At 65.7% G+C, this 23,703-nt stretch carries 19 protein-coding genes; 12 read left to right on the forward strand and 7 right to left on the reverse strand.

Annotation, left to right across the window (positions count from 1 at the left end; translation table 11 throughout):
• Window positions 1–160: 160 nt before the first annotated feature.
• A complete protein-coding gene (locus tag I6F24_RS17130; protein WP_036009608.1) occupies window positions 161–631 on the reverse strand; it encodes a YbaK/EbsC family protein in 471 nt (156 codons plus the stop codon).
• A 189-nt stretch (window positions 632–820) separates the two neighbouring features.
• Window positions 821–1,843, reverse strand: coding sequence for an alpha/beta fold hydrolase (locus I6F24_RS17135; RefSeq protein ID WP_225151079.1), 1,023 nt, complete (start codon window positions 1,841–1,843; stop codon window positions 821–823).
• Between the two features lie 971 nt (window positions 1,844–2,814).
• Between I6F24_RS17135 and I6F24_RS17140 the strand changes: the two genes are divergently transcribed.
• The 3 genes from I6F24_RS17140 to I6F24_RS17150 all read left to right on the forward strand — a co-directional run bounded on the left by I6F24_RS17140 (window position 2,815) and on the right by I6F24_RS17150 (window position 6,184).
• On the forward strand, window positions 2,815–4,305 hold the full coding sequence (locus I6F24_RS17140) for an amidohydrolase family protein (protein WP_249787287.1): 1,491 nt from the start codon (window positions 2,815–2,817) through the stop codon (window positions 4,303–4,305).
• A gap of 3 nt (window positions 4,306–4,308) precedes the next feature.
• Window positions 4,309–5,238, forward strand: a complete 930-nt coding sequence (locus I6F24_RS17145; RefSeq protein WP_109145257.1) for a GTP-binding protein — start codon at window positions 4,309–4,311, stop codon at window positions 5,236–5,238.
• Between the two features lie 76 nt (window positions 5,239–5,314).
• Window positions 5,315–6,184 (forward strand): DUF1989 domain-containing protein, encoded by an 870-nt coding sequence (locus I6F24_RS17150; RefSeq protein ID WP_225151081.1) that lies wholly within the window; start codon window positions 5,315–5,317, stop codon window positions 6,182–6,184.
• A gap of 37 nt (window positions 6,185–6,221) precedes the next feature.
• Here the strand turns inward: I6F24_RS17150 and I6F24_RS17155 are convergent, their stop codons facing one another.
• Window positions 6,222–6,599: a tautomerase family protein gene (locus tag I6F24_RS17155; RefSeq protein WP_109145972.1), complete on the reverse strand. Its 378-nt coding sequence runs from the start codon at window positions 6,597–6,599 to the stop codon at window positions 6,222–6,224.
• A 158-nt stretch (window positions 6,600–6,757) separates the two neighbouring features.
• On the opposite strand from I6F24_RS17155, the gene I6F24_RS17160 reads away from it, so the two are divergent.
• Window positions 6,758–7,357, forward strand: coding sequence for a TetR/AcrR family transcriptional regulator (locus I6F24_RS17160; RefSeq protein WP_225151082.1), 600 nt, complete (start codon window positions 6,758–6,760; stop codon window positions 7,355–7,357).
• Window positions 7,358–7,360: 3 nt separating this feature from the next.
• Here the strand turns inward: I6F24_RS17160 and I6F24_RS17165 are convergent, their stop codons facing one another.
• On the reverse strand, window positions 7,361–7,831 hold the full coding sequence (locus I6F24_RS17165; RefSeq protein WP_225151084.1) for a hypothetical protein: 471 nt from the start codon (window positions 7,829–7,831) through the stop codon (window positions 7,361–7,363).
• A 14-nt stretch (window positions 7,832–7,845) separates the two neighbouring features.
• Window positions 7,846–8,346, reverse strand: a complete 501-nt coding sequence (locus tag I6F24_RS17170; RefSeq protein ID WP_225144253.1) for a hypothetical protein — start codon at window positions 8,344–8,346, stop codon at window positions 7,846–7,848.
• A 288-nt stretch (window positions 8,347–8,634) separates the two neighbouring features.
• Between I6F24_RS17170 and I6F24_RS17175 the strand changes: the two genes are divergently transcribed.
• The 5 genes from I6F24_RS17175 to I6F24_RS17195 all read left to right on the forward strand — a co-directional run bounded on the left by I6F24_RS17175 (window position 8,635) and on the right by I6F24_RS17195 (window position 18,134).
• Window positions 8,635–10,317 (forward strand): cache domain-containing protein, encoded by a 1,683-nt coding sequence (locus tag I6F24_RS17175; RefSeq protein WP_225151086.1) that lies wholly within the window; start codon window positions 8,635–8,637, stop codon window positions 10,315–10,317.
• A 12-nt stretch (window positions 10,318–10,329) separates the two neighbouring features.
• A complete protein-coding gene (locus tag I6F24_RS17180; RefSeq protein WP_225151088.1) occupies window positions 10,330–11,001 on the forward strand; it encodes an aspartate/glutamate racemase family protein in 672 nt (223 codons plus the stop codon).
• Between the two features lie 147 nt (window positions 11,002–11,148).
• On the forward strand, window positions 11,149–12,870 hold the full coding sequence (locus tag I6F24_RS17185; RefSeq protein ID WP_225151090.1) for an AMP-binding protein: 1,722 nt from the start codon (window positions 11,149–11,151) through the stop codon (window positions 12,868–12,870).
• 8 nt (window positions 12,871–12,878) lie between these two features.
• Window positions 12,879–16,184, forward strand: coding sequence for a carboxyl transferase domain-containing protein (locus I6F24_RS17190; protein ID WP_225156442.1), 3,306 nt, complete (start codon window positions 12,879–12,881; stop codon window positions 16,182–16,184).
• 96 nt (window positions 16,185–16,280) lie between these two features.
• Window positions 16,281–18,134, forward strand: coding sequence for a sigma-54-dependent Fis family transcriptional regulator (locus I6F24_RS17195; RefSeq protein WP_225151094.1), 1,854 nt, complete (start codon window positions 16,281–16,283; stop codon window positions 18,132–18,134).
• Between the two features lie 174 nt (window positions 18,135–18,308).
• On the opposite strand, the gene I6F24_RS17200 is transcribed toward I6F24_RS17195, so the two are convergent.
• Together I6F24_RS17200 and I6F24_RS17205 are read right to left on the reverse strand one after the other, a co-directional pair.
• Window positions 18,309–18,863, reverse strand: a complete 555-nt coding sequence (locus tag I6F24_RS17200; RefSeq protein WP_225113893.1) for a flavin reductase family protein — start codon at window positions 18,861–18,863, stop codon at window positions 18,309–18,311.
• Window positions 18,864–18,978: 115 nt separating this feature from the next.
• Window positions 18,979–20,076, reverse strand: coding sequence for an LLM class flavin-dependent oxidoreductase (locus I6F24_RS17205; protein WP_225113937.1), 1,098 nt, complete (start codon window positions 20,074–20,076; stop codon window positions 18,979–18,981).
• 217 nt (window positions 20,077–20,293) lie between these two features.
• Between I6F24_RS17205 and I6F24_RS17210 the strand changes: the two genes are divergently transcribed.
• From I6F24_RS17210 to poxB, 3 genes are all read left to right on the forward strand, one after another.
• Window positions 20,294–21,208, forward strand: a complete 915-nt coding sequence (locus tag I6F24_RS17210) for a 2-dehydro-3-deoxygalactonokinase (protein WP_225151096.1) — start codon at window positions 20,294–20,296, stop codon at window positions 21,206–21,208.
• A 14-nt stretch (window positions 21,209–21,222) separates the two neighbouring features.
• Complete coding sequence (locus I6F24_RS17215; RefSeq protein ID WP_225151098.1) at window positions 21,223–21,855, forward strand: 2-dehydro-3-deoxy-6-phosphogalactonate aldolase; 633 nt, start codon at window positions 21,223–21,225, stop codon at window positions 21,853–21,855.
• A 109-nt stretch (window positions 21,856–21,964) separates the two neighbouring features.
• Window positions 21,965–23,701 carry a ubiquinone-dependent pyruvate dehydrogenase gene (poxB, locus tag I6F24_RS17220; protein WP_225151100.1) on the forward strand — a complete coding sequence of 579 codons (1,737 nt, stop codon included), beginning with the start codon at window positions 21,965–21,967 and terminating at the stop codon, window positions 23,699–23,701.
• Window positions 23,702–23,703: the final 2 nt, after the last annotated feature.

Genomic DNA, 23,703 nt, shown 5'->3' on the forward strand with positions numbered 1-23,703 from the left:
TCAAGTGCGTTGATGCAATGCAGCGGCACCCCCATCTTCCGAACTCCGACCAGACAAAGCGCAGACACTTTCGCCGCCACCCTGCGGAACGGTATGACGGCGAACTTGCGGCTAGAGTTCCCGCCCAGGGCCGCAAGGACAATGGGCGGCGCACAGGTCCTCAGTCATGCGCGCTGAAGCGGCCGTGTGGTGCGTTGGCCGTCAGGCGCGCAAACTGCGCGTGACCCATGTGAAGCAGCGTCTCATGATCGCCGGCTTCCATATAGATGTCCGGCTGTGCCTCGAGGCTGTCGTCGACGATGATATCCAATCCGTAGCATTTGCCGACGGCAGGAACTGCACCGTGTGCACAGTCGCTGAACAGCCGATTGATCTCGGTTTCATTGGCCATGTGGACATTGTCGCCGAGGCTTGTCCTCAGGTCCGACAGGCGGAGGTGATGCGATGCGGGCAAGACGGCCAGCATGTATCCGCCGTCGCGCCGCAACACGATGCCCTTGGCGAGGCGATCGCCGGAGATATGGCATGCCTGCGCCGTTCGGGCGGACGTCATGCTGAGTTCGTGCGGGATCACCTCGTACTGGATGTTCTCAGCGGCGAGGTATTTCTGGAGGGTGGGAGCAATGGCCATGGCATCACCTCCGATGCGGAATGGAAACCATCCACCGTGAGGCGATCCTGCAGACTCTCGCCATTCGATGGGCGGCTGCCTGACTAGCTACCCAACATAGGTCTTCCATCCGCAAGCTGCAATGCAATTCCCCTCGGAGCCGCAACGGGTGTGGGCAGGAGCAGGCTTTTCGCGTGGCTCGGCGCTCTCCTACGCCGTCGTGCCGTCGATCGAGCGGCGGATCACCCGCTGCACTTCCGTATTAGACAGGAACAAATCGTGGTTGATGATGCCCCAGCCTTCCTGGGAGGCATCGACCACGCGCACACCGAGCCCTGCGATGGCGGCCTTCTCGGCCGCGCCGACGCGGGTCATGCCGCCGGCGAGCTGCCCCGACAGCGCCAGTGCACGATCGTTGGTCGAGGCGATCACCGTGATCTTGCCGGCGAGAGGGCCGATGCGCTGGATCGCCGACGAGAACACGTCCATGTCGATGTCGGGCGCGGCAAACACCACCGCGCCAATCTTGCTCGTCACCGTGTCGCCGTATCTCCCATGGAGCTGGCGCAGGCTTTCGAGGGTCAGCATGGTTCCCATGCTGTGGGCGACGATGTGCACGCGCCCCGCCCCCGGCGCCGACACCAGCGCAGAGAGCACGCGCTCGAAATTATCGCGCGACCACATCGCGCTGTCGCGGTCATAGGCGTAGTCGAACAGTCCTGCCTTGGAAGGCCAGGAGAACGCCATGGTCCGGCCGCGGAACTTGATCCCATCGGAAAGGTGGGCTGCATCCAGCACCGCCGTCTCGAATGTCTGCTTGAAACCGTGCACATAGATCAGCACGTCCCCGCCGCCGGCCTGCGCAGCGAGATCGCCGGCGTCGGCCGGGACCGGCTCGATCCGGTCGAGACGCCAGTTCTCGAGTCCGACCGAGGCGAGGGAAAGTCGGCTCTCGTCCGGCGCCGTCAGCTTCGCCCGCGCGACCGTCATGCTTGCGGCACGCTCCGGCCCGAACCAGGGTTTCGCGCGAGCACCGTTCACGGGCTTGCGCGTGGTGACGACAAGCAATGTCGGGTCGACCGAGAGCGAGGAGGCGTCGTAGCGCGCGCCGGTCGCACCGAGGCCAGCGCATCCGCCGAGCGCGAGCGCGCTGCCTGCCGACAGGAGCCCGCCAAGAAAAGTGCGGCGCGAAACGGAATGCGAGCTTTGTTGCAGAAAACGTTGGACGATCACACGGAACCTCAGGGAACTTTGCCCACCGTAACGCCGCCCCGCCCGGCTCCCTGAAGGACAATGGGGGCGAGAAGACGGCAGAGTGGTGTCGCGGCCGGTTCAGTGCTGGACCCGGTCGATTGCCGGATCAGTCGATAACGATCGAGTGGAGCTTGCACCAGTCGCGCAATGCCCGGTTCGTCGCGTCATTCTCCGTCGGGCAAGCAACACAGGTCTTTGTCAGCCCCTCCTCGCGAAAATGTTCCGCTTTACCGAAATTCGGATCTATCGCATCTGTCGCGCATCCCAGCCCACTAGAGGGGCGGTCGTACGTCGTTTCGAACGCGGGCTGGGTGGCGGTGGACGCGGGCGTTCAAGGCGGTCGGTAGCGTGCAGGGCGAGATGAACCTCGTGAGCATGCGTGAGCCGCGAAGGCGAACGGCGCCCCTGCGTACGGCGAAACCGTGTGGTCCTGGCCGTCGTTGCTACGGTCAAGCCTTGGCGAAGGCGTCATTCGCGTCAACCGGCGTGAGCGGCGTGACTTTCGCGAAAGGCGAGGGAGGCCAGAAGGAACTCGGCTCCCGGGAGAGCGCGGCATAGGCCGTCAAACCATCGCGCAGGGAAGGCCTGGTTTCGGCTACCCTGTGTCTCCCCTGTGCACTGCGTGTGCATTCAGCGCAGGGGTCTTATGGGTGCCAGCTGGCGCGCAGTCTTCCCTGCGTCCTTGCTTTCGAGGGGTGTGAAGCGGAGCATGGCTCGGGTAGATCCTGCCGCGAGGACGCGAGCGCGTGCCGATTGGACCTACGAAATGACGCAGTGGTCCCGCGCTTCGGCCCTGATCCACTCCCAGCAAACACCGGCCTCCCAAGCAAGCATGCCGCATAGGCGTCGGTGGTGGTGGCCGTTCGCTCCGGAATCTGCACTATGCCCGCCGATGCCTCCGGAGCTGCCGGGCCTTTTGGAGGTTTTGCAATAGCTTTCGGAGTGACGAGATGAGCGGTTTGGTGGTCTCTGGCGGCCGGGTGGTGGATCCCGCGAGCGGGATGGACGCCGTTGGGGATGTGGCGGTCGTGGACGGCAAGATCGCCGCGGTCGGCACGGGCCTCGGCGGCGCCGAGCGGGTGATCGACGCCACCGGCCTCGTGGTGGCGCCCGGCTTCATCGATCTGCATGCCCATGGCCAGTCGATCCCGGCCGATCGCATGCAGGCGTTCGACGGCGTCACGACCACCCTCGATCTCGAGGCCGGCGTGCTGCCGGTCGGGTCCTGGTATGAGCGCCAAGCGCGAAAGGGCCGCGTGCTGAATTATGGCGCGGCCACTAACTGGGCCTTTGCCCGCATCGGCGCGATGACGGGCTCCAACGCGGAGAGCTCGCTGGAAGCATTCGGCAACGCCATGCGCGACCGTCGCTGGATGGACAACGTCGCAACCGATGCGGAGGTGTCGGGCATTCTCGAGCGTCTGGCCCGCGGCCTCAACGAAGGCGGTATCGGCATCGGCATCCTCAACGCCTATGCGCCCGGCGCCGGCGTGCAGGAGCTGACCGCAGTGTGCCAGCTGGCCGCGAAGCAGGACGTCCCCACCTTCACCCATGTCGCCTTCATGTCGCGCATCGATCCCGAGAGCGCAGTGGAAGCCTATATTCGCCTGATCGGCTATGCCGGCGCCACCGGCGCGCACATGCACATCTGCCATTTCAACTCGTCGAGCAAGACCGACGTCGAGCGTTGCCGCGTGCTGATCGAGAAGGCGCAAGGACTGGGCCTGCCGATCACGGTCGAGGCCTATCCTTACGGCACCGGCTCGACCGTACTGGCCGCGGCCTTCTTCAGTGATCCCCAGTTCGTCGAGCGCAACGGCACCGGTTACGATTCCGTGCAGCGCGTCACCGACGGCTACCGCTTCCACGACCGCGAGGAGCTCTTGAAGGCGCAGGCCGAGGAGCCGTCCTCGCTGGTGCTCTGGCACATTCTCGACACCGAGAACAATGCGCACCACCGCGACCTGCTCGATATGTCGGTGCTGTATCCCGGCGGCGCGATCGCCTCCGACGCGATGCCTTGGACGCTGTCGGACGGCTCAACCTACACCGGCGATGCCTGGCCGCTGCCGGATGACGCCACCTCGCATCCGCGTTCGGCCGGCTGCTTCACGAAGTTCATCCGTGAATGGGTGCGCGAGCGCAAGGCCGTGTCGCTGCTGGAAGGCGTGCGCAAATGCGCGCTGATCCCGGCGGAGATCCTCTCGCAGAGCACGCCGGCGATGCGCAGCAAGGGCCGGCTCGCCAAGGACGCGGATGCCGACATCGTCGTGTTCGACTACGAGAAGCTCTCGGACCGTGCGACCTTCACCGCGATGAACCGGCCCTCTGAGGGCGTCCGGCATCTGGTCGTCAGCGGCCAGGTGCTGATCAGCGACGGCATGCTCGATGTGACCGCGCGGCCGGGCAGGCCCGTGCGCCGCCCAATCGTCGAGGGCTGATCCATGGCGGTCCCCATTCTCCTGGTGACGGGCTTCTTGGGGGCCGGCAAGACCACGGTCGTCAACCATCTGCTGGCGCATGCGGAGGGGCGGCGGATCGCTGCCGTCGTCAACGATTTCGGCGCCATCAACATCGATGCGGAGCTGATCGCGGGCGCGAGCGACGGCGTGGTCAGCCTTGCCAATGGCTGCATCTGCTGCTCGCTCGAGGGCGATCTGCTCCGCACGCTTTCGACGCTGCTGCGGCGTGATCCCAAGCCCGATTGTATCGTCATCGAGACCAGTGGCGTTGCCGATCCCGCCGACATCGTGCGCAACCTAATGGACCCCGTGATCCTGCGCGAGGCGCAGCTGGAGACGGTGCTTTGCGTGTTGGACGCAGGGACACCGCCTTCGGCTCTGGACGACGCGCTGATGCGGTCGCAGCTGCGCGTCGCCGATATCGTGGCATTGAGCAAGCTGGATCTGGCGGGCGCGGGCGCGGGGGTGCGGATGCGTGACGCCATCCGCGCCCAGCGCGTGCCCGCGGTGGTGGTCGAGGCACAGCACGGCGAGATTCCGCCCGCGCTGCTGTTTCCCGCCGGTGCCGACCGCGCTCCGGCGCCGCGCGAGGTGGGACCGAAACGGCCGGCGGAGGAGCGCTTCGAGGCACTCAGCTGGACCTCGGATAAGCCGGTCTCGCTGCCGCGCCTGCAGCAGGCCATCAGCCGCCTTGCGCCGAAGCTGGCGCGCGCCAAGGGCCTGTTCGAAACCATCGAGCAGCCCGGCCGCACGATGGTGTTTCAGTTCGCCGCCGGCCGCGCGACCCTGGCGCCTGGCGATGCGCCGACACCGGGCGCGGCGCGGACGCGCATCGTCTTCATTGCCGAGCTTGGCATGCTCTCGAAGGCGGAGCTCGATGAAGTCATGGAGGCGTGCGTTGCCGGCGGCTGAGGTGAGGGGGTAGGGTCAACCGCTTCCGCCATTAGCCACCACCTCTCCTCTTGCCGAGTCGATCCGAGGCCGAACTATGCCGCCAAATATGCCACTCGCCCCCGCTGATGCCCCCTCGCGCCGCGCTGCCAAGCCGGCCATCGTCTATCCGGCCGGGACGATGCCCGGGCCGGATATGGCTACGCTCGAAGCAGCCCGCCGTGCTGCGGTCAAGACGCACGAGCTTGTCGTGCCGCCGCGCGATGCACGTGCCTTTCGCGTGGCGCGCGGCCAGTTCTTCCGCATCGTCAGCATCGAAGGCCCTCAGGTCGGCGACCTCAATATCTGGAACGCGGACGATCTCTCCGAGCGCTTCTTCAGCGGCAAGACGCGGGCGCTCCATGGCACGCATGTCGGCATCGGTGACCGGCTCTGGAGCAATATGCCCTATCTTCGGCCGATGGCGACCATCAGCCACGATACGCTCGGCTGGTACGGCTTCGACGCCGACGGCGCCGGCATTCACGATGTGATTGGCACGCGCTGCGATCCCTATACAAATCTCCTGCTGAACGGCACGGCCTACGATTTTTGCTGCCACTCCAACCTGTCCCGCGCCCTCGCCATCGAATTGAAGGCGGATCCGGCCGCAGTGGAGCATCATGTCCACGACGTGCTCAACGTCTTCATGTGCACCGGCTTCACCAGGGACACGCACCAATATTTCATGAAGGCAAGTCCGGTCCGCCCCGGCGACTTCATCGAGCTCTTCACGGAGATCGACCTGCTCGGCGCGCTGTCGGCCTGTCCGGGTGGAGACTGCAGCGCAACCCATTCCAGCGATGCCGCGGCATGCCATCCGCTCAAGATCGAAATCTTCGAGCCGGATCGAACGGCCCTGAAAGGCTGGACCTGGCCTACCCCGAGCGCGTATCACCGTCACCACGGTGCGCATGCGGGAAGCTGAATCTCAGTCTTCGACCGGCAATCCGTCGCCGTGCACCTCACGCGAACTGCGCGATGCCGTGACCGACGGACCAGTTCTCCTTGGGCGCGTCGAGCACGTTGACGAACACGTCCTCGGGCCTGATCCCCGGGTTCTCGCCGAGCAGGTCGGCGATCCGGCGATACAGCGCTTTCTTCTGCTCGGCCGTGCGCGAGGCGAACACGGTGATCTGGATCAGCAGGGCGTCTTCGCTGCGCTCGACGCCGTAAGCATTGCCGCAGCGGAAGTTGGCCGGCTCATGCTCGGTGATGGCCATGAACGCATCGCCTTCGGGCACGTTCAGGGCCTCGCGCATCGCGCGGTAAAGTCCGTCCAGAATCGCCTGCCGGTAGCTTTGCGGCTTACCGGCGCGCATCGAAATGTGGAGGAGAGGCATCACGCGGCCCTTTGCATGCGGTCCCGGCCGACACGGCGATGTGAACGCCGCCGGCTCGGCCAATTGAGAAAAACGGACTATCAATCTCGATCAGTTTTTGACACGATGTCGAGAAAGCATGTTCTTGACGGCATGTCAAATACTTTGCGGAGCCAAGCTTGAGACCGCGCGAGTTCGATCATGACGAGGTTCTGCGCATCGCGTTCGACCAGTTCTGGCGCAAGGGCGTGCGCGGCACCTCGCTGTCCGACATTGCGCGCGATGCGGCGGTCCAGCGCGGGAGTCTCTACAATGCCTTCGGCAGCAAGGAGGCGCTATTCCTGCAGGCCTATGAACGCTACGCGGGGGATTATCTCGCCAAGCTGCAAAAGGCGCTCGGGGCAGGTTCCTTGCGCAAGCGCCTCACCGCGTTCTTCGATCTGACCATCACCAATTTCCGCTCGGGCACACCGCCGCGCGGCTGTCCGACGACGCGCGGGCTGATGGAGCTCGGCGGCGCCGAAGGCGAGGGGCTCGACGACAACGCGCGCCAGGTTTTTGCGAACCTGATCTCGCGCATCACTGCACTGCTTCAGGACACATTGGCCGCTGGCGCGGCGCGGGGCGAGTTCGACGGCAATCCCGCGGCTGCGGCGCTGCACATCGTCACCGTGACGCGCGGCCTCGCCGTGCTCGAGCGTGCCTTCGGGGACGAGCCCCAATTGCGCAAGATCGCCGCGCACACGATCGATCTCGTGCTCGGCAGGAATGGCGGATAGGTGTCAGCACAGCGCGAGCGCGTTGACCGCGCGTGTCGCAGCATCCTCCTTGCCGGAGCCAACGAGCTGGCCAACGGTGGATTCGAGCTCGCCCGGCGGCTTGCGGCGCGCGACCGCCAGCAGTCGCATCAATTCCGCCTCGTCCTTGGAAAGGCGCCTGCAGGATGGCGGCATGAAGCACAGCTCGCAGGGCCGCTCCCTGCGCAGGATCCTGACGAGCGCGGCCGCGCGCGCGACCAGCAGCGGGCTGTCGGCAATGCCGGGCGCTTCCTCGGCAAAGCGATAGGCCGCTTCCCAGCAATCCGATGCGCCGGTCGCATAGGCCGCTCCGATGAAGCGGAGCAGCGCCAGCGCGAGGCGGGAAAAATCATCATAGCTGTCGATGTCCGGCCGGGTCGCAAGCGCGGCCTGGAGTGGACAGAGCAGCGGCTCACCAGCGTCCGACGTCGGCGCAGAATCGCAACTGGCCCGCATCGTGAACGATCTCGTCAATGCAACGTCGCGCTGCCCACGAACCAGCTCTTCATCGCCAACATCCCGTCATGCTCGATAGGCTGCACGTGCCGGTCGGGCAGGACGAGGCCGGCCATGCGGAAGATCGTCGCAAGCCCCAGGACCGGCGCGAGCGCCCAATCGGCGCCGATCGGCGGCAACCAACGCTCGAACTGCTCGCGCGCGACATCGACGCGGTCCTGCTGGGCCGCGGCAATCGCGCGCAAGATTCCGCGCTCACTGTCGGACATGCGCGGACAGGTGGGGCAGTGCACTTCGATCGCGGTATGCGCGGTGCAGGCAAAGATCTCGATGATGGAATCCAGCGACAGCACGGCATCGCCGACGCGAAAATGGTCGTACACCTGCTGGATATCGGCCGCCGTCGGGACGGCGCTTCCGCTACGCGCCTTCGCCCGAAATCCCCAGATGAAGAGACGCTCCGCTGCGCTCAGCGCGGGAAGATCGACGGGCCTGGTGTATGTCGATCGATGCATTGTGCTTCTGGCCTCCGGCTGCGCTCACGCCAGTGCTGGCGCGGATGATCTGCGCCGATCGTTCTGCCAGAGAGCTCTCCAAGTCAACGCGCGGAGAGGCGATGTCGAGGTGTTCTAGATTGGAAGAATTCGTATCTCGGGTGAGGTCGGTCTTGCTTGTCTCGTGGCCATACGAGCGTGCCGGTAACCCGCAAAATTTCGGAGTGTCGGGAACCCGAATGCTTAAAGCTTTGCTAAGAGACGCGGGATAATCTGGCATATCAGCCCTTCCAATTCCTGTGAGCACCGATGATTTTCTCCCGCATCAGTTTCAAGCTGGTCCTGATTGTCGGCATCAGCCTCCTCGGCATGATCGCGTTGGCGCCGGTCGCCCTCTCGACCCTGCGCACGCAGATGGTCGCCGACCGTCAGGCCAAGACGCAGCAGATGGTCGATGTTGGCTACGGCATCCTGGCGCACTACCAGAAGCTCGAGAGCGAAGGAAAGCTCTCGCGCGAGCAGGCGCAGGCCGGCGCGATGGCCGAGATCAAGAGTCTGCGCTACGACAAGGTCGAGTATTTCTGGATCAACGACATGACCCCCAAGATGGTCATGCATCCGATCAGGCCCGAGCTTGACGGCAAGGATCTCTCCGGGATGAAGGATCCCGCCGGAAATGCGCTGTTCATGGGCTTCGTTGACGTCGTCAACAAGCAGGGTGCGGGCTTCTACGGCTACCTCTGGCCGAAGCCCGGCTTCGACCAGCCGGTCGGGAAAATCTCCTATGTGAAGGGCTTTGCGCCCTGGGGCTGGATCATCGGCACCGGCATCTATCTGGACGATGTCGATGCCGCCTTCCGCCAGAACGCGATGACCTTCGCCTATATTTGTCTCGCTGTGCTGGTCGTGGTGCTCGGCGCCTCCTTCCTGATCGGCCGCAGCGTCACCCGGCCGCTGGCCCGGATCACCGCGCTGACCGAGCGCCTTGCCGCCGGCGACAGCGCCTTCGACGTGCCCTACACCGACCGCCGCGACGAGGTCGGCGGCCTCGCCAAGGCGCTCGCCGTGTTCAAGGACAATGCATCGGCGGTGAGCCGGATGCATGCCGAGCAGCAGGAGCTGAAGCAGAAGGCCGACGAGGAGAAGCGCAAGACCATGACCGATCTCGCCGGCAAGTTCGAGGCGAGCGTCCAGGCCTTCGTTCGCGACGTCTTCGACGAGGCCCGCGCGATGCAGCAGGCCGCGCAGGGCATGTCGGAAACCGCGAACAAGGCGAGTGACCGTGCGAGCTTCGTCGCCACCGCGTGTCAACAGGCCTCGAGCAACGTGCAGACGGTGGCCTCGGCCGCGGGCGAATTGTCGGCCTCGATCGCCGAGATCAGCCAGCGCGTCGCGCAGGCCGCGACAGTGGCCGACAAGGCCGCCGCCGACGGCCAGCGCACCAACGACACCGTGCAGGGCCTTGCCGCCGCCGCGCACAAGATCGGCGAGGTCATCGACCTCATCAACCAGATCGCCTCGCAGACCAATCTGCTCGCGCTCAACGCCACCATCGAGGCGGCGCGCGCGGGCGAGGCCGGCAAGGGCTTTGCGGTGGTCGCGAGCGAAGTGAAGTCGCTGGCGAGCCAGACCGCGAAGGCGACCGACGAGATCGGCGCGCAGATCACCGCGATCCAGGCCGAGACCAATCAGGTCGTCGGCAACATCGAGAGCATCCGCGCCACCATCATGGAGGTCAACGAGATCTCCTCGTCGATCGCCGCCGCGGTCGAGGAGCAGGGCGCCGCGACGAAGGCGATCGCGCACAGCGTGCAGGAGGCGGCCTCCGGTACCGATCAGGTCTCGCACAACATCTCCGGTGTCACCGATGCGACCGCCGAGACCGGACAGGCCGCCGGCCTCGTGCTGCAATCGAGCGGCCGGCTGACGCACAAGCTGCAATCGCTGCAGGACGAGGTCAGCGCCTTCGTTGCGGGCGTGCGGGCGGCCTAGTATAGCGGGAGGATGGGCCAAAACTCCGATCGACGCGCGCGCATCCTCCTGATCAATCCGAACAGCAATGAGGCGACCACCACGATGATGGTGGCGATTGCCAGGTCTGCTGCCGCCGACGGTTTCGATATCGTCGGCGCCACGGCAACGCGTGCGCCCACGATGATCGTCTCGGCGGACGCGCTGGAGGTGGCTGCGCTGGAGGTCGAGGAGATCGCGCGTCTCCGTGGCGGCGAGTGCGACGGCGTCATCGTGTCGGCATTCGGTGATCCCGGTCTCACCGGGATCAAGGCGACGATGAAGCTGCCCGCCGTCGGCATCGGCGAGTCCGCGATGCTGGAAGCCGCCGGGAACGGTCGCCGGTTCGGCGTGGCGACCACGACGCCGTTGCTGAAAGCGAATATCGATGCATTGCCTGATACGCTGGGCTTGCGCGCGAGCTACACCGGCACGCGCTTCGCCGATGGTGATCCGCAACAGCTGATGCGCGATCCAGCGCAGCTGCGCGCAGCGCTCGCCGGCGCGGTTGAGGCCTGCATTGTGCGAGACAGAGCGGAAGCAGTCATCATCGGCGGTGGGCCGCTGGGTGAAGCGGCGCGCGAGCTTCAGCCGATGTTCGCGGCGCCAATCATCGCCCCGATTCCATCTGCCGTGCGACGGATCATTCGTCTCGTCGCGGCGTAGCCCCCTGTTTTTCCGCGCCGCGGCATCGGCCGTGTCGCGGCAAACTGTTTTCCTTGACATCAACTCTGCGGTGCTCGACGTGTACCGAGGTCGAGCGATGCTGCCTTGCGTCCCTCGCGAAAGGAAAAGCAACACGGGAAGGACGTCATGAACACGGGCCTTGACGAGAATGACTACCTCGCCACCTTGCGCGGCCTGTGGGACAAAGCCTGGCCGACCGGCCTGCCGCGCTCGCCGAACTATCTGCATGGCGAAGTTCCCCTGACGGAATATCTGCGCGCCTGGGCGAAGCGGAGTCCGGAGCGGCCCGCGGTGATCTTCTACGGGCATGTGACCACCTATGCCGATCTCGATCAGAAGAGCGATCGCTTTGCGGCGCTGTTGCAGGCAAAGGGCGTGCGCAAGGGCGATCGCGTCGCCGTCTTCCTGCCGAACTGCCCGCAATTCCACGTCGTGTTCTTCGGTATCCTGAAGCTCGGCGCGATCCACGTCCCCATCAGCCCGCTGTCGCGCGCATTCGAATTGTCCTACCAGCTCAACGACACCCAGGCCGATGTGATCGTCGCGCTCGACCAGCTCATGCCTATCGTTGATCAGGTCCGCGGCGAGGTGCAACTGCGCGAGATCATCGTCACCAGCTTCGCCGACGTCGTGCCGGCGTCGCCTGCCTTTCCGGCACCGGACTCGATCCGCACGCCGCGCGTTGCGGTCTCCGGCGCAACTGATCTCCTGCCGGCGCTCGCGGCACTGCCCGCACCGACCTCGCTGCCGCCGCCTCACCTCGATGATGTCGCCGCGCTCAATTACACCGGCGGCACCACCGGCATGCCCAAGGGTTGCGTCCATACCCATCGCGATATGGTCTACACGGCCGCCGCCAATTACGGCATCTCGTTTCCCTCGGATGAGAGCAGCGTGTTCCTGTCGTTCTTTCCGGAGTTCTGGATTGCGGGCGAGAATTCCGGTTTGATTTTCCCGCTGTTCTCGGGCGGCACGCTGGTTCTGCTCGCGCGCTGGGACGCTGTCGGCGCGATGGCGGCGATCGACAAGTACAAGGTCACGATGACGGCGATGCCGGTCGACAGCGCGGTCGAGATGATGGACCATCCGCGCTGGAGCGAGTTCGACCTGTCGTCGCTGCAACAGGTGCGCGTGGTCTCCTTCGTCAAGAAGCTCAACGCCGGCTATCGCAGGCGCTGGAAGGATCTCACCGGCACGATCCTGATGGAGGCGGCCTGGGGCATGACCGAGACCCACACCTCCAATACTTTCACCGCTGGCTTTCAGGACGGGGATTTCGACCTCAACAGCCAGCCGATCTTCGTCGGCCTGCCGGTCCCCGGCGCCGAGTTCAAGATCACCGATTTCGAGACCGGTGCGCTGTTGCCGCTGGGAGCCGAAGGCGAGATCCGCGTGCGTACGCCGTCGCTGCTCAAGGGCTACTGGAACAAGCCCGAGGCGACGGCGGAATCGCTCGTCGACGGCTGGTTGCGCACCGGCGATATCGGCACCATCGACAAGGACGGCTTTCTGCACTTCCTCGGCCGGCGCAAGGAGATGCTGAAGGTCAAGGGCATGAGCGTGTTTCCGCCGGAGATCGAGGCGTTGCTGGGGCAGCATCCGAAGGTGCTGGGCTCGGGCGTGGTCGGCCGTGATGATCCGGACAAGGGCCAGGTGCCGGTCGCTTACATCCAGCTCAAGCCGGAAGCGATCGGCACGGTCTCAGAACAGGAACTGCGCGCCTGGTGCGCCGAGCGCATGGCCGTCTACAAGGTTCCGGAAGTCCGCCTTATCGATGCGCTGCCGCTGACGGCAACGGGCAAGGTCAGGAAGCAGGACCTCAATCCAAATCCTCCTGCCGTCCAGTGAGAGAGACGATGTCGTTCAAGAAGCTCCTGATCGCCAATCGCGGCGAGATCGCCATCCGCATCGCACGCGCGGCGGCCGATGCCGGCATTGCAACGGTCGCGATCCATCCTGCCGACGATGCGTTGTCGCTGCACGGGCGCGTTGCGGACGAGGCGATCGAGATCCCCGGTCGCGGCGCACGGGCCTATCTCGAAATCGAGGCCGTGGTGAAGGCGGCCAAGAGCGCAGCTTGCGATGCCGTGCATCCCGGCTACGGCTTCCTCAGCGAGAACGCGGCTTTCGCGAAAGCCTGCGCCGACGCCGGAATCACCTTCGTCGGGCCGAAACCGGCTGCGCTCGAGCTGTTCGGCGACAAGGTTGCGGCACGTCAGCTGGCCAAACGCTGCGGCGTGCCGATCATTGCCGGCACCAGCGGGCCGTCCAGCCTCGAGGAGATCACGGCATTCTTCACCTCGCTCGGCAGCAATGCTGCGATCGTGATCAAAGCGATGGCGGGCGGTGGCGGCCGCGGCATGCGCGTGGTGGAGAACGCGTCCGATCTTTCGGAAGCCTATGCGCGCTGCCAATCCGAGGCCAAGGCGGCGTTCGGCTTCGAGGGCGTCTATGCCGAGCGGCTGATCCGGCAGGCGCGCCACATCGAGGTCCAGATCATCGGCGACCGCCATGGTGCGATCTCCCATCTCTGGGAACGCGAATGCACCATCCAGCGCCGGCACCAGAAGCTGATCGAGGTGGCGCCGAGCCCGTCATTGAGCGATGCCCTGCGCGGCCGCATCATCGAAGCGGCAAAGCAGCTGGCGGGCGCCGCGTCTTACGACAATCTCGGCACGTTCGAGTTTCTGGTCGACGGAACCGCCGAGGACAGCTTCGCCTTCATCGAGGCCAACCCGCGTCTCCAGGTCGAACACACCGTGACCGAAGAGGTGCTCGGCGTCGATCTCGTCCGCGCCCAGCTCGCGGTCGCCGCAGGCAGCACATTGAGCTCGCTCGGTCTTGCGCAGGCATCGATCCCGAAGCCGCGCGGCCATGCCATGCAGCTGCGCGTCAACATGGAGACGCTGGACGTGTCAGGCGCCACCCATCCGACCGGCGGTGTGCTCGCGGTATTCGAGCCGCCGTCGGGCCCCGGCGTGCGCGTCGATAGTTTCGGCTATGCCGGCTACAAGACCAGCGCGGCCTTCGATTCGCTGCTTGCCAAGGTGATCGTGCACACGCCGAGCGAGGCCTGGCATGACGTCGTCGCGAAAGCCTCGCGTGCGCTACGCGAGTTCCGGATCGATGGTGTCGTCACCAACATCGCGTTTCTTCAGGCGGTGCTCGCACATCCCGATTTCAGGACCAACCGCATCGCGACTGATTTCATCGACCGCAACATTGCCAGGCTCGTGGAAGCATCGGATGGTGCCGCCAAGCCGCTTTACTTCGCCGCGGCCGAGCGTGGCGCCGGTCACAGCGCGGAGGTGCATGTCGCGCCAGCCGTACCCGAAGGCACGGTGATGGTCGCGGCGCCCTTGCAGGGAACCATCGTCGCCATCCAGGTGAAGAAAGGCGAGATCGTCCGCCCCGGCCAGCAACTCGCCGTGATCGAGTCCATGAAGATGGAGCACCTCGTCATGGCCGAGCAGGGCGGGCGGGTGACAAAACTCGTCGCAGGTGACGGCGTCACGCTGCTGCATGGCGAGCCGATCCTCTATCTCGAGCCGCTCGACGTCGCCGCCGACAGCGCGGCGGCGGAAGCCGACATCGATCTCGACCATATCCGTCCCGATCTTGCCGAGCTGATCGCCCGCCAGGCCAACACGCTTGACGAGAACCGCCCCGCTGCGGTCGAGCGCCGCCGCAACACCAACCAGCGCACCGCTCGCGAGAACGTCGCCCAGCTCGTCGACGACGGCTCGTTCATGGAGTACGGCAGCCTTGCGATCGCGGCGCAGCGCCGCCGGCGCAAGCTCGACGATCTCATCAAGAACACGCCGGCGGACGGCCTCGTCATGGGCGTCGCCACTGTCAATGCCGAGAAGTTCGGGCCAGAAGGCGCGCGCTGCATCGTCGTGGCCTACGACTACACCGTGCTCGCGGGCACGCAGGGCCACATGAACCACAAGAAGATCGATCGCATGCTGACGCTGGCGGAAGACTGGCGCGTGCCGCTGGTGTTCTATGCCGAAGGCGGCGGCGGCCGGCCCGGCGACACCGACCGGCTCGGCATGACCGGCCTCGACGGGCCGTCCTTCGTGCAGTTCGCGCGGCTCTCGGGCCTTGTGCCTGTCGTCGGCGTTGTTTCCGGCTATTGCTTCGCCGGCAACGCCGCGATGCTCGGTTGCTGCGATGTCATCATCGCCACCAAGAACGCTTCGATCGGCATGGGCGGTCCTGCCATGATCGAGGGCGGCGGCCTCGGCGTCTATCATCCGGCTGAGGTCGGCCCTGTATCATTCCAGTCGCCGAACGGCGTCATCGACATCCTGGTCGAGGACGAGGAGGAAGCGACCCGCGTCGCGCAAAAATATCTGTCCTATTTCCAGGGTGCGGTGGCGGATTGGGAGGCTGCTGACCAGCGCCTGCTCCGCCGCGCCATCCCCGAGAACCGCCTGCGCGTCTATGACATCCGCAGCGTGATCGACCTCGTCGCTGACAAGGATTCCGTGCTGGAGCTGCGCCGCGACTACGGCGTCGGCATGATCACCGCACTGATCCGAATCGAAGGCAAGCCGTTCGGCCTGATTGCCAACAATCCGCGCCATCTCGGCGGCGCAATCGATGCCGATGCCGGCGACAAGGCTGCGCGTTTCCTCCAGCTCTGCGACGCCTTCGATCTGCCTGTTGTCTCGCTGTGCGACACGCCCGGCTTCATGGTCGGCCCCGAGGCGGAGAAGACCGCGATCGTGCGCCACGTCTCACGCATGTTCGTGACCGGCGCCAGCCTCACCGTGCCGCTGTTCGGCATCGTGCTGCGCAAGGGCTATGGTCTCGGCGCACAATCGATGATCGGCGGCGGCTTCCACGCCTCGTTCTTCACCGCGGCCTGGCCGACCGGGGAGTTCGGCGGCATGGGCCTGGAGGGCTACGTCCGCCTCGGCTTCCGCAAGGAGATGGAGGCGATCGCCGATCCCGAGGAGCGCGAGACCTATTACCGCAACAAGGTCGCCGAGCTCTATGCCAACGGCAAGGCGGTCTCGATCGCCTCCGTGTTCGAGATCGACAACGTCATCGACCCGGCCGAGACGCGGCGCTGGATCATGGCGGGCTTGCGCACGGTGCCGAAGCCCGAGCCGAGGACGGCGAAGAAGCGGCCGTGCATCGACACGTGGTGAGGGCGGTGCAGCATTAGCTGCTTTCCCGGTTCCCGATTGACATCCCCGCCTGTGCTGCCAGACTTTGCATAATAATACAGGGTGGAGACGTCCGCGATGGCCAGCCTCTCGGCCTCGAACCATGTCGCCCGTGTCTTGTCCGTCGCCAATCATGTGGCCGACGTCGATGCCTCTTCGCGGATTGCGAGTTCCTGGCGGCGCTGCCTCGTCAACCACAAGCTCGATCCCGCCCGCCAGGGCCCACCGCAGACGCTCACCGAAGCCGAAATCCGCCATGTCGCCGAGCCGATGGAGGAGACGATCCGGCTCGTCACGCCCGAGCTCGACGATCTCGCCCGTGTGCTGCGCGACGCCGGCTACTGCGTCAATCTCGCCGATGTCAACGCGACCATGCTGTTCAGCCGTCTGCCGGGCGAAGCCGATGCAAGGATGTTTCTGGATTGGAAGATCTACACCGGCTCGAACTTCGCCGAGGCTTGCGAGGGCACCAATGGGCTCGGCACCGCGCTGGCCGAGCAGAAGCCGATCCTGGTGCATCGCGACGAGCATTTTCGCGCGCAATGGCACATGTTCTCCTGCGCGGTGGCGCCGCTGTTCGACCAGGCCGGCCGGCTCGCCGGTGCCGTCAACATCACCTCCTGCCGCGAGGATCTGGAGCGCGCCGCGCATCAGCTTGCGCTCGCGGTGACAATGGAGGCGACGCGGCGGATGGAGGGTGCGATCTTCCGCGGGCATTTCCGCAATGCCTGGATCGCCACCGTGCCCGGTGATGGCGGCCGTGGCCTCATCGCCTATGACGACGACCGCCGCATCGTCGGTGCCTGCCGTTCGGCGCGTGCGCTGCTCGGCCTCACCGACGGCATGATCGCCTCCGGCATCGACCTGTCGCGCTATCTCAAGTTCGATCATCACGCTGCGCGTGGCACCGACGAGATCGTCGAGCTGCGCCATGGCGACGGCCGTCCGTTGGGGCAGGGGCATGTTGCTCCGCCCCTGCGCGCGAGGTCGCAGGCGCCGCGCCGCGATGCGCCGGTCGATCGCTTCGACGCCTTACATCGGCTTGCCGGCCGCGACCCCGGCCTGATCCGGAGCGTCAAGCGGCTCCGAAGCATCGGCGACCACAATCTGCCGGTGCTGCTGCATGGCGAGACCGGCGTCGGCAAGGACGTGTTCGCGCGGGCTGTTCACGGTGCGAGCAACCGCGCGCGCAACAATTATGTCGCGCTCAATTGCGCGGCGATGCCCGAGAGCCTGATCGACGCCGAGCTGTTCGGCTACGAGGCCGGTGCCTTCACCGGCGCGCGGCGCGAGGGCTCGAAGGGCCTGATCGTGCAGGCCGACGGCGGCACGCTGTTCCTCGACGAGATCGGCGACATGCCGATCGGCTTGCAGACGCGCCTGTTGCGCGTTCTCGAAAACCGCGAGGTCTGGCCGCTCGGCGCGCTCAAGCCGGTCGCCGTCGATATTCGCCTGATCAGCGCCACGCATCGCGATCTCGGCCGCATGGCGGAAGCGGGAGCCTTCCGCGCCGACCTCTATTTTCGCCTGCGCGGCATCGAGGTGCACTTGCCGGCCTTGCGTGAGCGCGCCGACCGCGCCGACATCATTCGCCAGATCGCGCGCGAGGAGGCGCCGAGCTGCCGGCTCTCGGAGGAGGCATGGTCGCAGCTCGCGGCCTACCCGTTCCCCGGCAACATGCGCCAGCTCCGCCACGTGCTGCGGCTCGCCGGGTGCACGGCGGAAGATGGCATCATCACCGATGCCGACCTCGATCTGCCACCGTTTGGTGGACGGACCGAGCCTGATCTCGAAGCAGCCGAGCGCGCGACGATCGTCGCGGCGCTACGTCAGCATGGTGGCCGCGTGACGGAAGCCGCGCGCGCGCTGAAGCTCAGCCGCGCGACGCTCTATCGCAAGATCAAGCAGCTGAAGATCGAGACGACGCAGTAGCTCTTTCTTCCCCTCTCCCCTGGTGGGAGAGGGTGGCTCGCCGCGCCGCGGCGAGACGGGTGAGGGGTCTCTCTCCGCGTATGACTCTGGTGAGTTTGCAGAGAGATACCCCTCATCCGGCGCTTCGCGCCACCTTCTCCCACAAGGGGAGAAGGAAGAAAGCGAGCACTCGTCCTACGAAAAATCCGTCCAGCTCAGATGTCGTGCGTCGAGATCGCCGATCGTCACGTTCTCGCGGAGTTCTCGTGGCGTGTGGAAATTGCTGCGCAGGTACACCAGCGGCGTGGCCGCAGCGGAATGCGAAGCGCTGCGGACCTCGCCGACGAAGATCGAATGCGTCGTCGTCTCGAACTCCTGCGCCAGCACGCAGTCGAACGCGGCCACCGCGTCCGCCAGCACCGGTGCGCCGGTCACGCCACGCGTCCATTGCCCGAAGGCGAAGCGATCGTCGCCGTCGACGCCCTTCTGGCCGCTGAAGGTGAGGGCGAGCAGCGCGTGATCCTCGTGCAGGAAGTTGATGGCGAAGGCACCTTCCTCCCGGATGCGGGCATGGGCGCTGGCGTTGCGGTTGACGCAGACGATCAGCGAGGGCGGCTTGTCCGACAACGAGCAGGCCGAGGTCACCGTCAGCCCCGTGCGCTTGCCGTGCTCGGCGCCCACCGTGACCAGCGCTACCGCACCGGCACATTGGCGCATCGCCTGCTTGAAGTCCTTCGCGTCCACCGTCACGCGGAAATCTCCCAGAATAGAAGCGGGTGCGGCACGATCGCGCCGCACCCGGCGCCAAGAGTCTAGCATGATCTCTTCGGAAAACCGCTATGCACTTTTCCGGATCATGCTTGCGTCAAGCCGCCTTCTTCGCGGAGCCGAGATGCCCAAGGCGCGGCATCACCTCGTTCTTCAGCAGCGCGAGCGAGTGGTGCCAGGCCTCGGCCTTGTGCTTGTAGTCGAAGCCGAACACGAGCAGCACGCCGAAGCCGCCGACCTCGTCGTAGATCTTCTCGATCTTCTCGGCGACCGTCGCGGGCGAGCCGACGATCCAGTTCCGCTTGGCGCAATATTCGACCGTGACGTCGCTGTCGGGCACGTCAGGGGCGTGCTTCAGATAATCCTTGAAGCCGAAATGGCCGAGCAGCGGCAGGAAGTACTCGCTCATCATCCGGCCCATCATGTCGCCAGTCGAGAGCTTCCACGCTTCCTCGTCGGTGTCGGCGACGAACACCTCGCGCACCAGACGCCAGTCCTGCCGGTTCGGCTTGCGGCCGGTCTTGGCGGCCCCGATCTCGACCGAGTCCCAATGGCTCGAGACATAGGCCGGGTTGAGGTTGAGGCTCATCGGGATGAAGCCGCGCTCGCCGGCAAGCTTCAGCGTATCCGAGTTCTTGGAAAGGCCCGCAACGCCGATCGGCGGATGCGGCGCCTGCAGCGGCTTGATATGGGGCTTGAGGAAGTCGAACATCGTGTCCGGCTTGGTCACCGTCCAGTACTTGCCCTTGTGGGTGAAGGGCGCCGGCTCGGTCCACAGTTTCAGGATGATCTCGAGCGCCTCGCGCGTCATGTCGCGGTTCTGTCCGCTCATGCCGTCGACGTTGAACATCGCCCAGTCGCTCGGCAGCCCGCTCGCCGCCACGCCGAAATTGAGCCGGCCTTCGGAGAGATGGTCGAGCATGGCGACGCGGTTGGCGAGCTCGGCCGGGTGGTGATAGGGCAACAGGAAGCCGCCCGGTCCGATGCGAAGCTTCTTGGTTTGCATCAAGGCCTGCGCGATCAAGAGGTCCGGCGTGGGATTGGGTTCCCAAGGCGCGGTGTGGTGCTCGCCGACCCAGGCCTCCTGGTAGCCAAGCTCGTCGAGCCAGCGCATGACCTGCAGGTCCCAGTCGTTGCCTTCCTTGAGGCCGCACTCCGGCGGATGCGAGGGCATCGTGAAATAGCCGATCTCCATGGGTTTCCTCATCTGATGTTGACGCGTCTTGTCGCGCGTTGACGGAGTTGAGTGACGAAGTGTCAGCAAGCGGTGTGCCAGCGCGGCGAAGCCTCAAATTCAAGAGAAAGGGCTGGTTTGCCCGCGCAATAGCCGGTATCTCGACGGGAGCCTGCCGGACATCGTCTCATATGTCGCGAGACGGCGTCTTGGCCATGAGACGAGGACGAGACTTGAAATGACCGAACCCGCCTATGTCGCGGTGGACTGGGGCACCAGCAGCTTCCGGCTCTGGCTGGTCGATCGCGCCGGTCAGGTGCTGGCCGAGCGCCGCAGCGGCGAAGGCATGCTGGCGGCGGCGAAGACCGGCTTTCCCGCGGTGCTGCAAGCGCATCTGGCCGCGGTCGAAGCGCCCGCGCATCTGCCGGTTCTGGTCTGCGGCATGGCCGGTGCCAAGACCGGCTGGGTCGAGGCCGGCTATGTCGACACGCCGGCACGGCTCTCCGCCGTCCTGCAACAGGCCGTGCGTGTCCCTGGCGAAGCGTGCGACATCCGCATCCTGCCGGGTATCGCCCAGCGCGATGCCAAGGCGCCGGACGTCATGCGCGGCGAGGAGACGCAGTTGCTCGGCGCGCTCGGCCTCGATGCCGCGGGCGAGGCGCTGGTCTGCATGCCCGGCACGCATTCGAAATGGGTGCGGGTGAAAGACGGCACGGTCGAGCGCTTCTCCACCTTCATGACCGGCGAGCTGTTCAGCGCTGTCTCGCGCGAGACGATCCTGTCGCTCGCAGTCGCAGGTGCTGATGACGCCGAAGATATCGCGAGCTTCAAGGCAGCTGTAAAGGCCGCATTCGATGCTCCGGCCTTCGCCGCCAACCTGCTGTTCACTGCAAGGTCGCGACAGCTCTTGTTCGGCGGCACGCCGGCCGCGGCACGTGAGACGCTGTCGGGCACGTTGATCGGTGTGGAGCTCGCGGCAGGGCTCTCCGGCACCGTGCCGCAAGCGGGCGTCCAGCTGATTGCCGCGGGGCGGCTTGCAGCACTGTATCGGCTGGCATTCGAGGCGCTCTCGGTAACCGCAAAGCCGGTCGATGCTGATGAAGCCGTCCGCCGCGGCCTGTCGATGGCGGCAGCCGCGATCTGGACGAAGTAGAAGGACTGCGAGAGATGAGCGTTCCCTTTCCGCCGATGCAGCGGCCGCTGGTCGCAATCCTGCGCGGTATCAAGCCTGAGGAGACCGAAGCGATCGTCGGCATCTTGGTCGAGGCCGGCATGACCGCGATCGAGATCCCCCTCAATTCACCCGATCCATTCCGCTCGATCGCGCTTGCCGCGAAGCAGGCGCCACCAGGCGTGTTGATCGGCGCCGGCACGGTGCTGACGACGGCAGATGTCGATCGTCTCAACGATGTCGGCGGCAGGCTGATGGTCTCGCCCAATGTCGACACCGAAGTGCTGGCGCGCGCGCATCAGCATCGCATGGTGACCATGCCCGGCGTGTTCTCGCCGACCGAGGCGCTGCTGGCGGCGCGCGCGGGCGCGTCGAGCCTGAAATTCTTTCCGGCGAGCGTGCTCGGCGCTGCCGGCATCGCCGCGATCCGTGCCGTGCTGCCGGCAGGCGTGATGATCGCCGCCGTCGGCGGCGTCTCCGACCAGAATTTTGTCGAGTACATCAAGGGCGGGGTGACCGCCTTCGGGCTCGGCTCCAGCCTCTACAAGCCAGGCATGACGGCAACAGATGTCGCAGCCCGCGCAGAGGTGACAATTGCCGCTTACGATCGGGCAATTGAGAAAGATTGAGCCGACAATAAACTAGCCGTAATCCTGACTTGGTCTATTCTGCCATATGGTGGCGCGATGCCGACATGCGCGCATCGTGTTATGCGACTGGCTGAATCAGGAGACCGACATGGCGATCAACAACGTGGCCGATCTGTTCGTGGCAACGCTCGAACAGGCCGGGGTCAAGCGCATCTACGGCATCGTCGGCGACAGCCTGAACGCGCTCACCGAGGCGCTGCGCCGCCGCGGCACGATCGAATGGATTCATGTCCGGCACGAGGAGGTCGCGGCCTTCGCGGCGGCCGGCGAAGCCGAGATGACCGGGAGCCTCGCGGTCTGCGCGGGCTCCTGCGGCCCCGGCAATCTGCATCTGATCAACGGCCTGTTCGATGCGCATCGCAGCCGCGTTCCCGTGCTGGCGATCGCGGCGCAGATCCCGACCGCCGAGATCGGCGGCGGCTATTTCCAGGAGACGCATCCGCAAAACCTGTTCCGCGAATGCAGCCATTATTGCGAGCTGGTGTCGGACCCGAGCCAGCTGCCTTACGTGCTGGAGAATGCAATTCGCGCGGCGGTCGGCTTGCGCGGCGTCGCCGTCGTCGCCATGCCCGGCGATGTCGCCTTCCGCAGTCCTCCGAAGCGCGCGCTGTCGACGACGCGCGGCCTTGCGCTGGCTCCGCCGAAGGTCGTGCCGCAAGCGGATGAGCTGCAGGCGCTCGCGGATCTCCTCAACGGCGCCGAGCGCATCACGCTGTTCTGCGGCCGCGGCTGCGCCGGCGCGCATGCGCCTTTGATGCAACTCGCTGAAGCGCTGAAGAGCCCGATCGTGCACGCGCTCGGCGGCAAGGAGCATGTCGAATACGACAACCCCTATGACGTCGGCATGACCGGCTTCATCGGCTTCTCCTCGGGCTACGCCGCGATGCACGCCTGCGATGCGCTGGTGATGCTCGGCACCGACTTCCCCTACAAGCAGTTCTTCCCTGATGATGCGAAGGTCGCGCAGATCGATATCCGCCCGGAGAATCTGGGGCGGCGCTGCAGGATCGATCTCGGCCTCGTCGGCGACGTCAAGCTCACCATCGAGGCGCTGCTGCCGCTGCTCACGGCCAAGACGCAGCGCAAGCATCTCGACGACGCCGTCGCGCATTACAAGAGAGCCCGCGAGGGCCTCGATTCGCTAGCCAAGGGCACGCCCGGAGCCAAGCCGATCCATCCGCAATATCTCGCCAAGGTCATCAGCGACCATGCCTCCGACGATGCCGTCTTCACCGCCGATGTCGGCACCCCGACGGTGTGGGCGGCACGCTATCTCGACATGAACGGCCGCCGCCGGCTGATCGGCTCCTTCGTGCACGGCTCGATGGCCAATGCCATGCCGCAGGCGATCGGGGCGCAGGCTGCGCAGCCCGGGCGCCAGGTCATCTCGCTCTCCGGCGACGGCGGCTTCACCATGCTGATGGGCGACCTGATCACGCTGACGCAGGAGAAGCTGCCGGTGAAGGTGGTGGTCTTCAACAACGGCGTGCTCGGCTTCGTCGCGCTGGAGATGAAGGCGGCCGGCTTCGTCGACACAAATGTCGACCTGGAGAACCCGGATTTCGCCGCGATGGCGCGCGCGATGGGCATCTTTGCCAAGCGCGTCGAGGATCCCGGCGAGCTTCCGGGCGCGATGAAAGAGATGCTGGCGCACAATGGGCCGGCGCTGCTCGATGTTGTCACCGCCAAGCAGGAGCTGTCGATGCCCCCGACCATCACGGCCGAGCAGGTGAAGGGCTTCAGCCTCTGGGTGTTGCGTGCGGTGATGAACGGACGCGGTGACGAGGTGCTCGACCTCGCGAAGACGAACCTGTTGCCGCGGTGATA

It is taken from the genome of Bradyrhizobium sp. BRP23, assembly GCF_020194135.1.
GTDB lineage: Bacteria > Pseudomonadota > Alphaproteobacteria > Rhizobiales > Xanthobacteraceae > Bradyrhizobium > Bradyrhizobium yuanmingense.

What these genes read in the sequence shown, in the direction of transcription:
- I6F24_RS17130 (WP_036009608.1), bottom strand. Translation starts at nt 631, where the DNA reads ATGGCCATTGCTCCCACCCTCCAGAAATACCTCGCCGCTGAGAACATC.
- I6F24_RS17140 (WP_249787287.1), top strand. Translation starts at nt 2,815, where the DNA reads ATGAGCGGTTTGGTGGTCTCTGGCGGCCGGGTGGTGGATCCCGCGAGC.
- I6F24_RS17145 (WP_109145257.1), top strand. Translation starts at nt 4,309, where the DNA reads ATGGCGGTCCCCATTCTCCTGGTGACGGGCTTCTTGGGGGCCGGCAAG.
- I6F24_RS17150 (WP_225151081.1), top strand. Translation starts at nt 5,315, where the DNA reads ATGCCGCCAAATATGCCACTCGCCCCCGCTGATGCCCCCTCGCGCCGC.
- I6F24_RS17155 (WP_109145972.1), bottom strand. Translation starts at nt 6,599, where the DNA reads ATGCCTCTCCTCCACATTTCGATGCGCGCCGGTAAGCCGCAAAGCTAC.
- I6F24_RS17165 (WP_225151084.1), bottom strand. Translation starts at nt 7,831, where the DNA reads ATGCGGGCCAGTTGCGATTCTGCGCCGACGTCGGACGCTGGTGAGCCG.
- I6F24_RS17170 (WP_225144253.1), bottom strand. Translation starts at nt 8,346, where the DNA reads ATGCATCGATCGACATACACCAGGCCCGTCGATCTTCCCGCGCTGAGC.
- I6F24_RS17175 (WP_225151086.1), top strand. Translation starts at nt 8,635, where the DNA reads ATGATTTTCTCCCGCATCAGTTTCAAGCTGGTCCTGATTGTCGGCATC.
- I6F24_RS17180 (WP_225151088.1), top strand. Translation starts at nt 10,330, where the DNA reads ATGGGCCAAAACTCCGATCGACGCGCGCGCATCCTCCTGATCAATCCG.
- I6F24_RS17185 (WP_225151090.1), top strand. Translation starts at nt 11,149, where the DNA reads ATGAACACGGGCCTTGACGAGAATGACTACCTCGCCACCTTGCGCGGC.
- I6F24_RS17190 (WP_225156442.1), top strand. Translation starts at nt 12,879, where the DNA reads ATGTCGTTCAAGAAGCTCCTGATCGCCAATCGCGGCGAGATCGCCATC.
- I6F24_RS17195 (WP_225151094.1), top strand. Translation starts at nt 16,281, where the DNA reads ATGGCCAGCCTCTCGGCCTCGAACCATGTCGCCCGTGTCTTGTCCGTC.
- I6F24_RS17205 (WP_225113937.1), bottom strand. Translation starts at nt 20,076, where the DNA reads ATGGAGATCGGCTATTTCACGATGCCCTCGCATCCGCCGGAGTGCGGC.
- I6F24_RS17210 (WP_225151096.1), top strand. Translation starts at nt 20,294, where the DNA reads ATGACCGAACCCGCCTATGTCGCGGTGGACTGGGGCACCAGCAGCTTC.
- I6F24_RS17215 (WP_225151098.1), top strand. Translation starts at nt 21,223, where the DNA reads ATGAGCGTTCCCTTTCCGCCGATGCAGCGGCCGCTGGTCGCAATCCTG.
- poxB (WP_225151100.1), top strand. Translation starts at nt 21,965, where the DNA reads ATGGCGATCAACAACGTGGCCGATCTGTTCGTGGCAACGCTCGAACAG.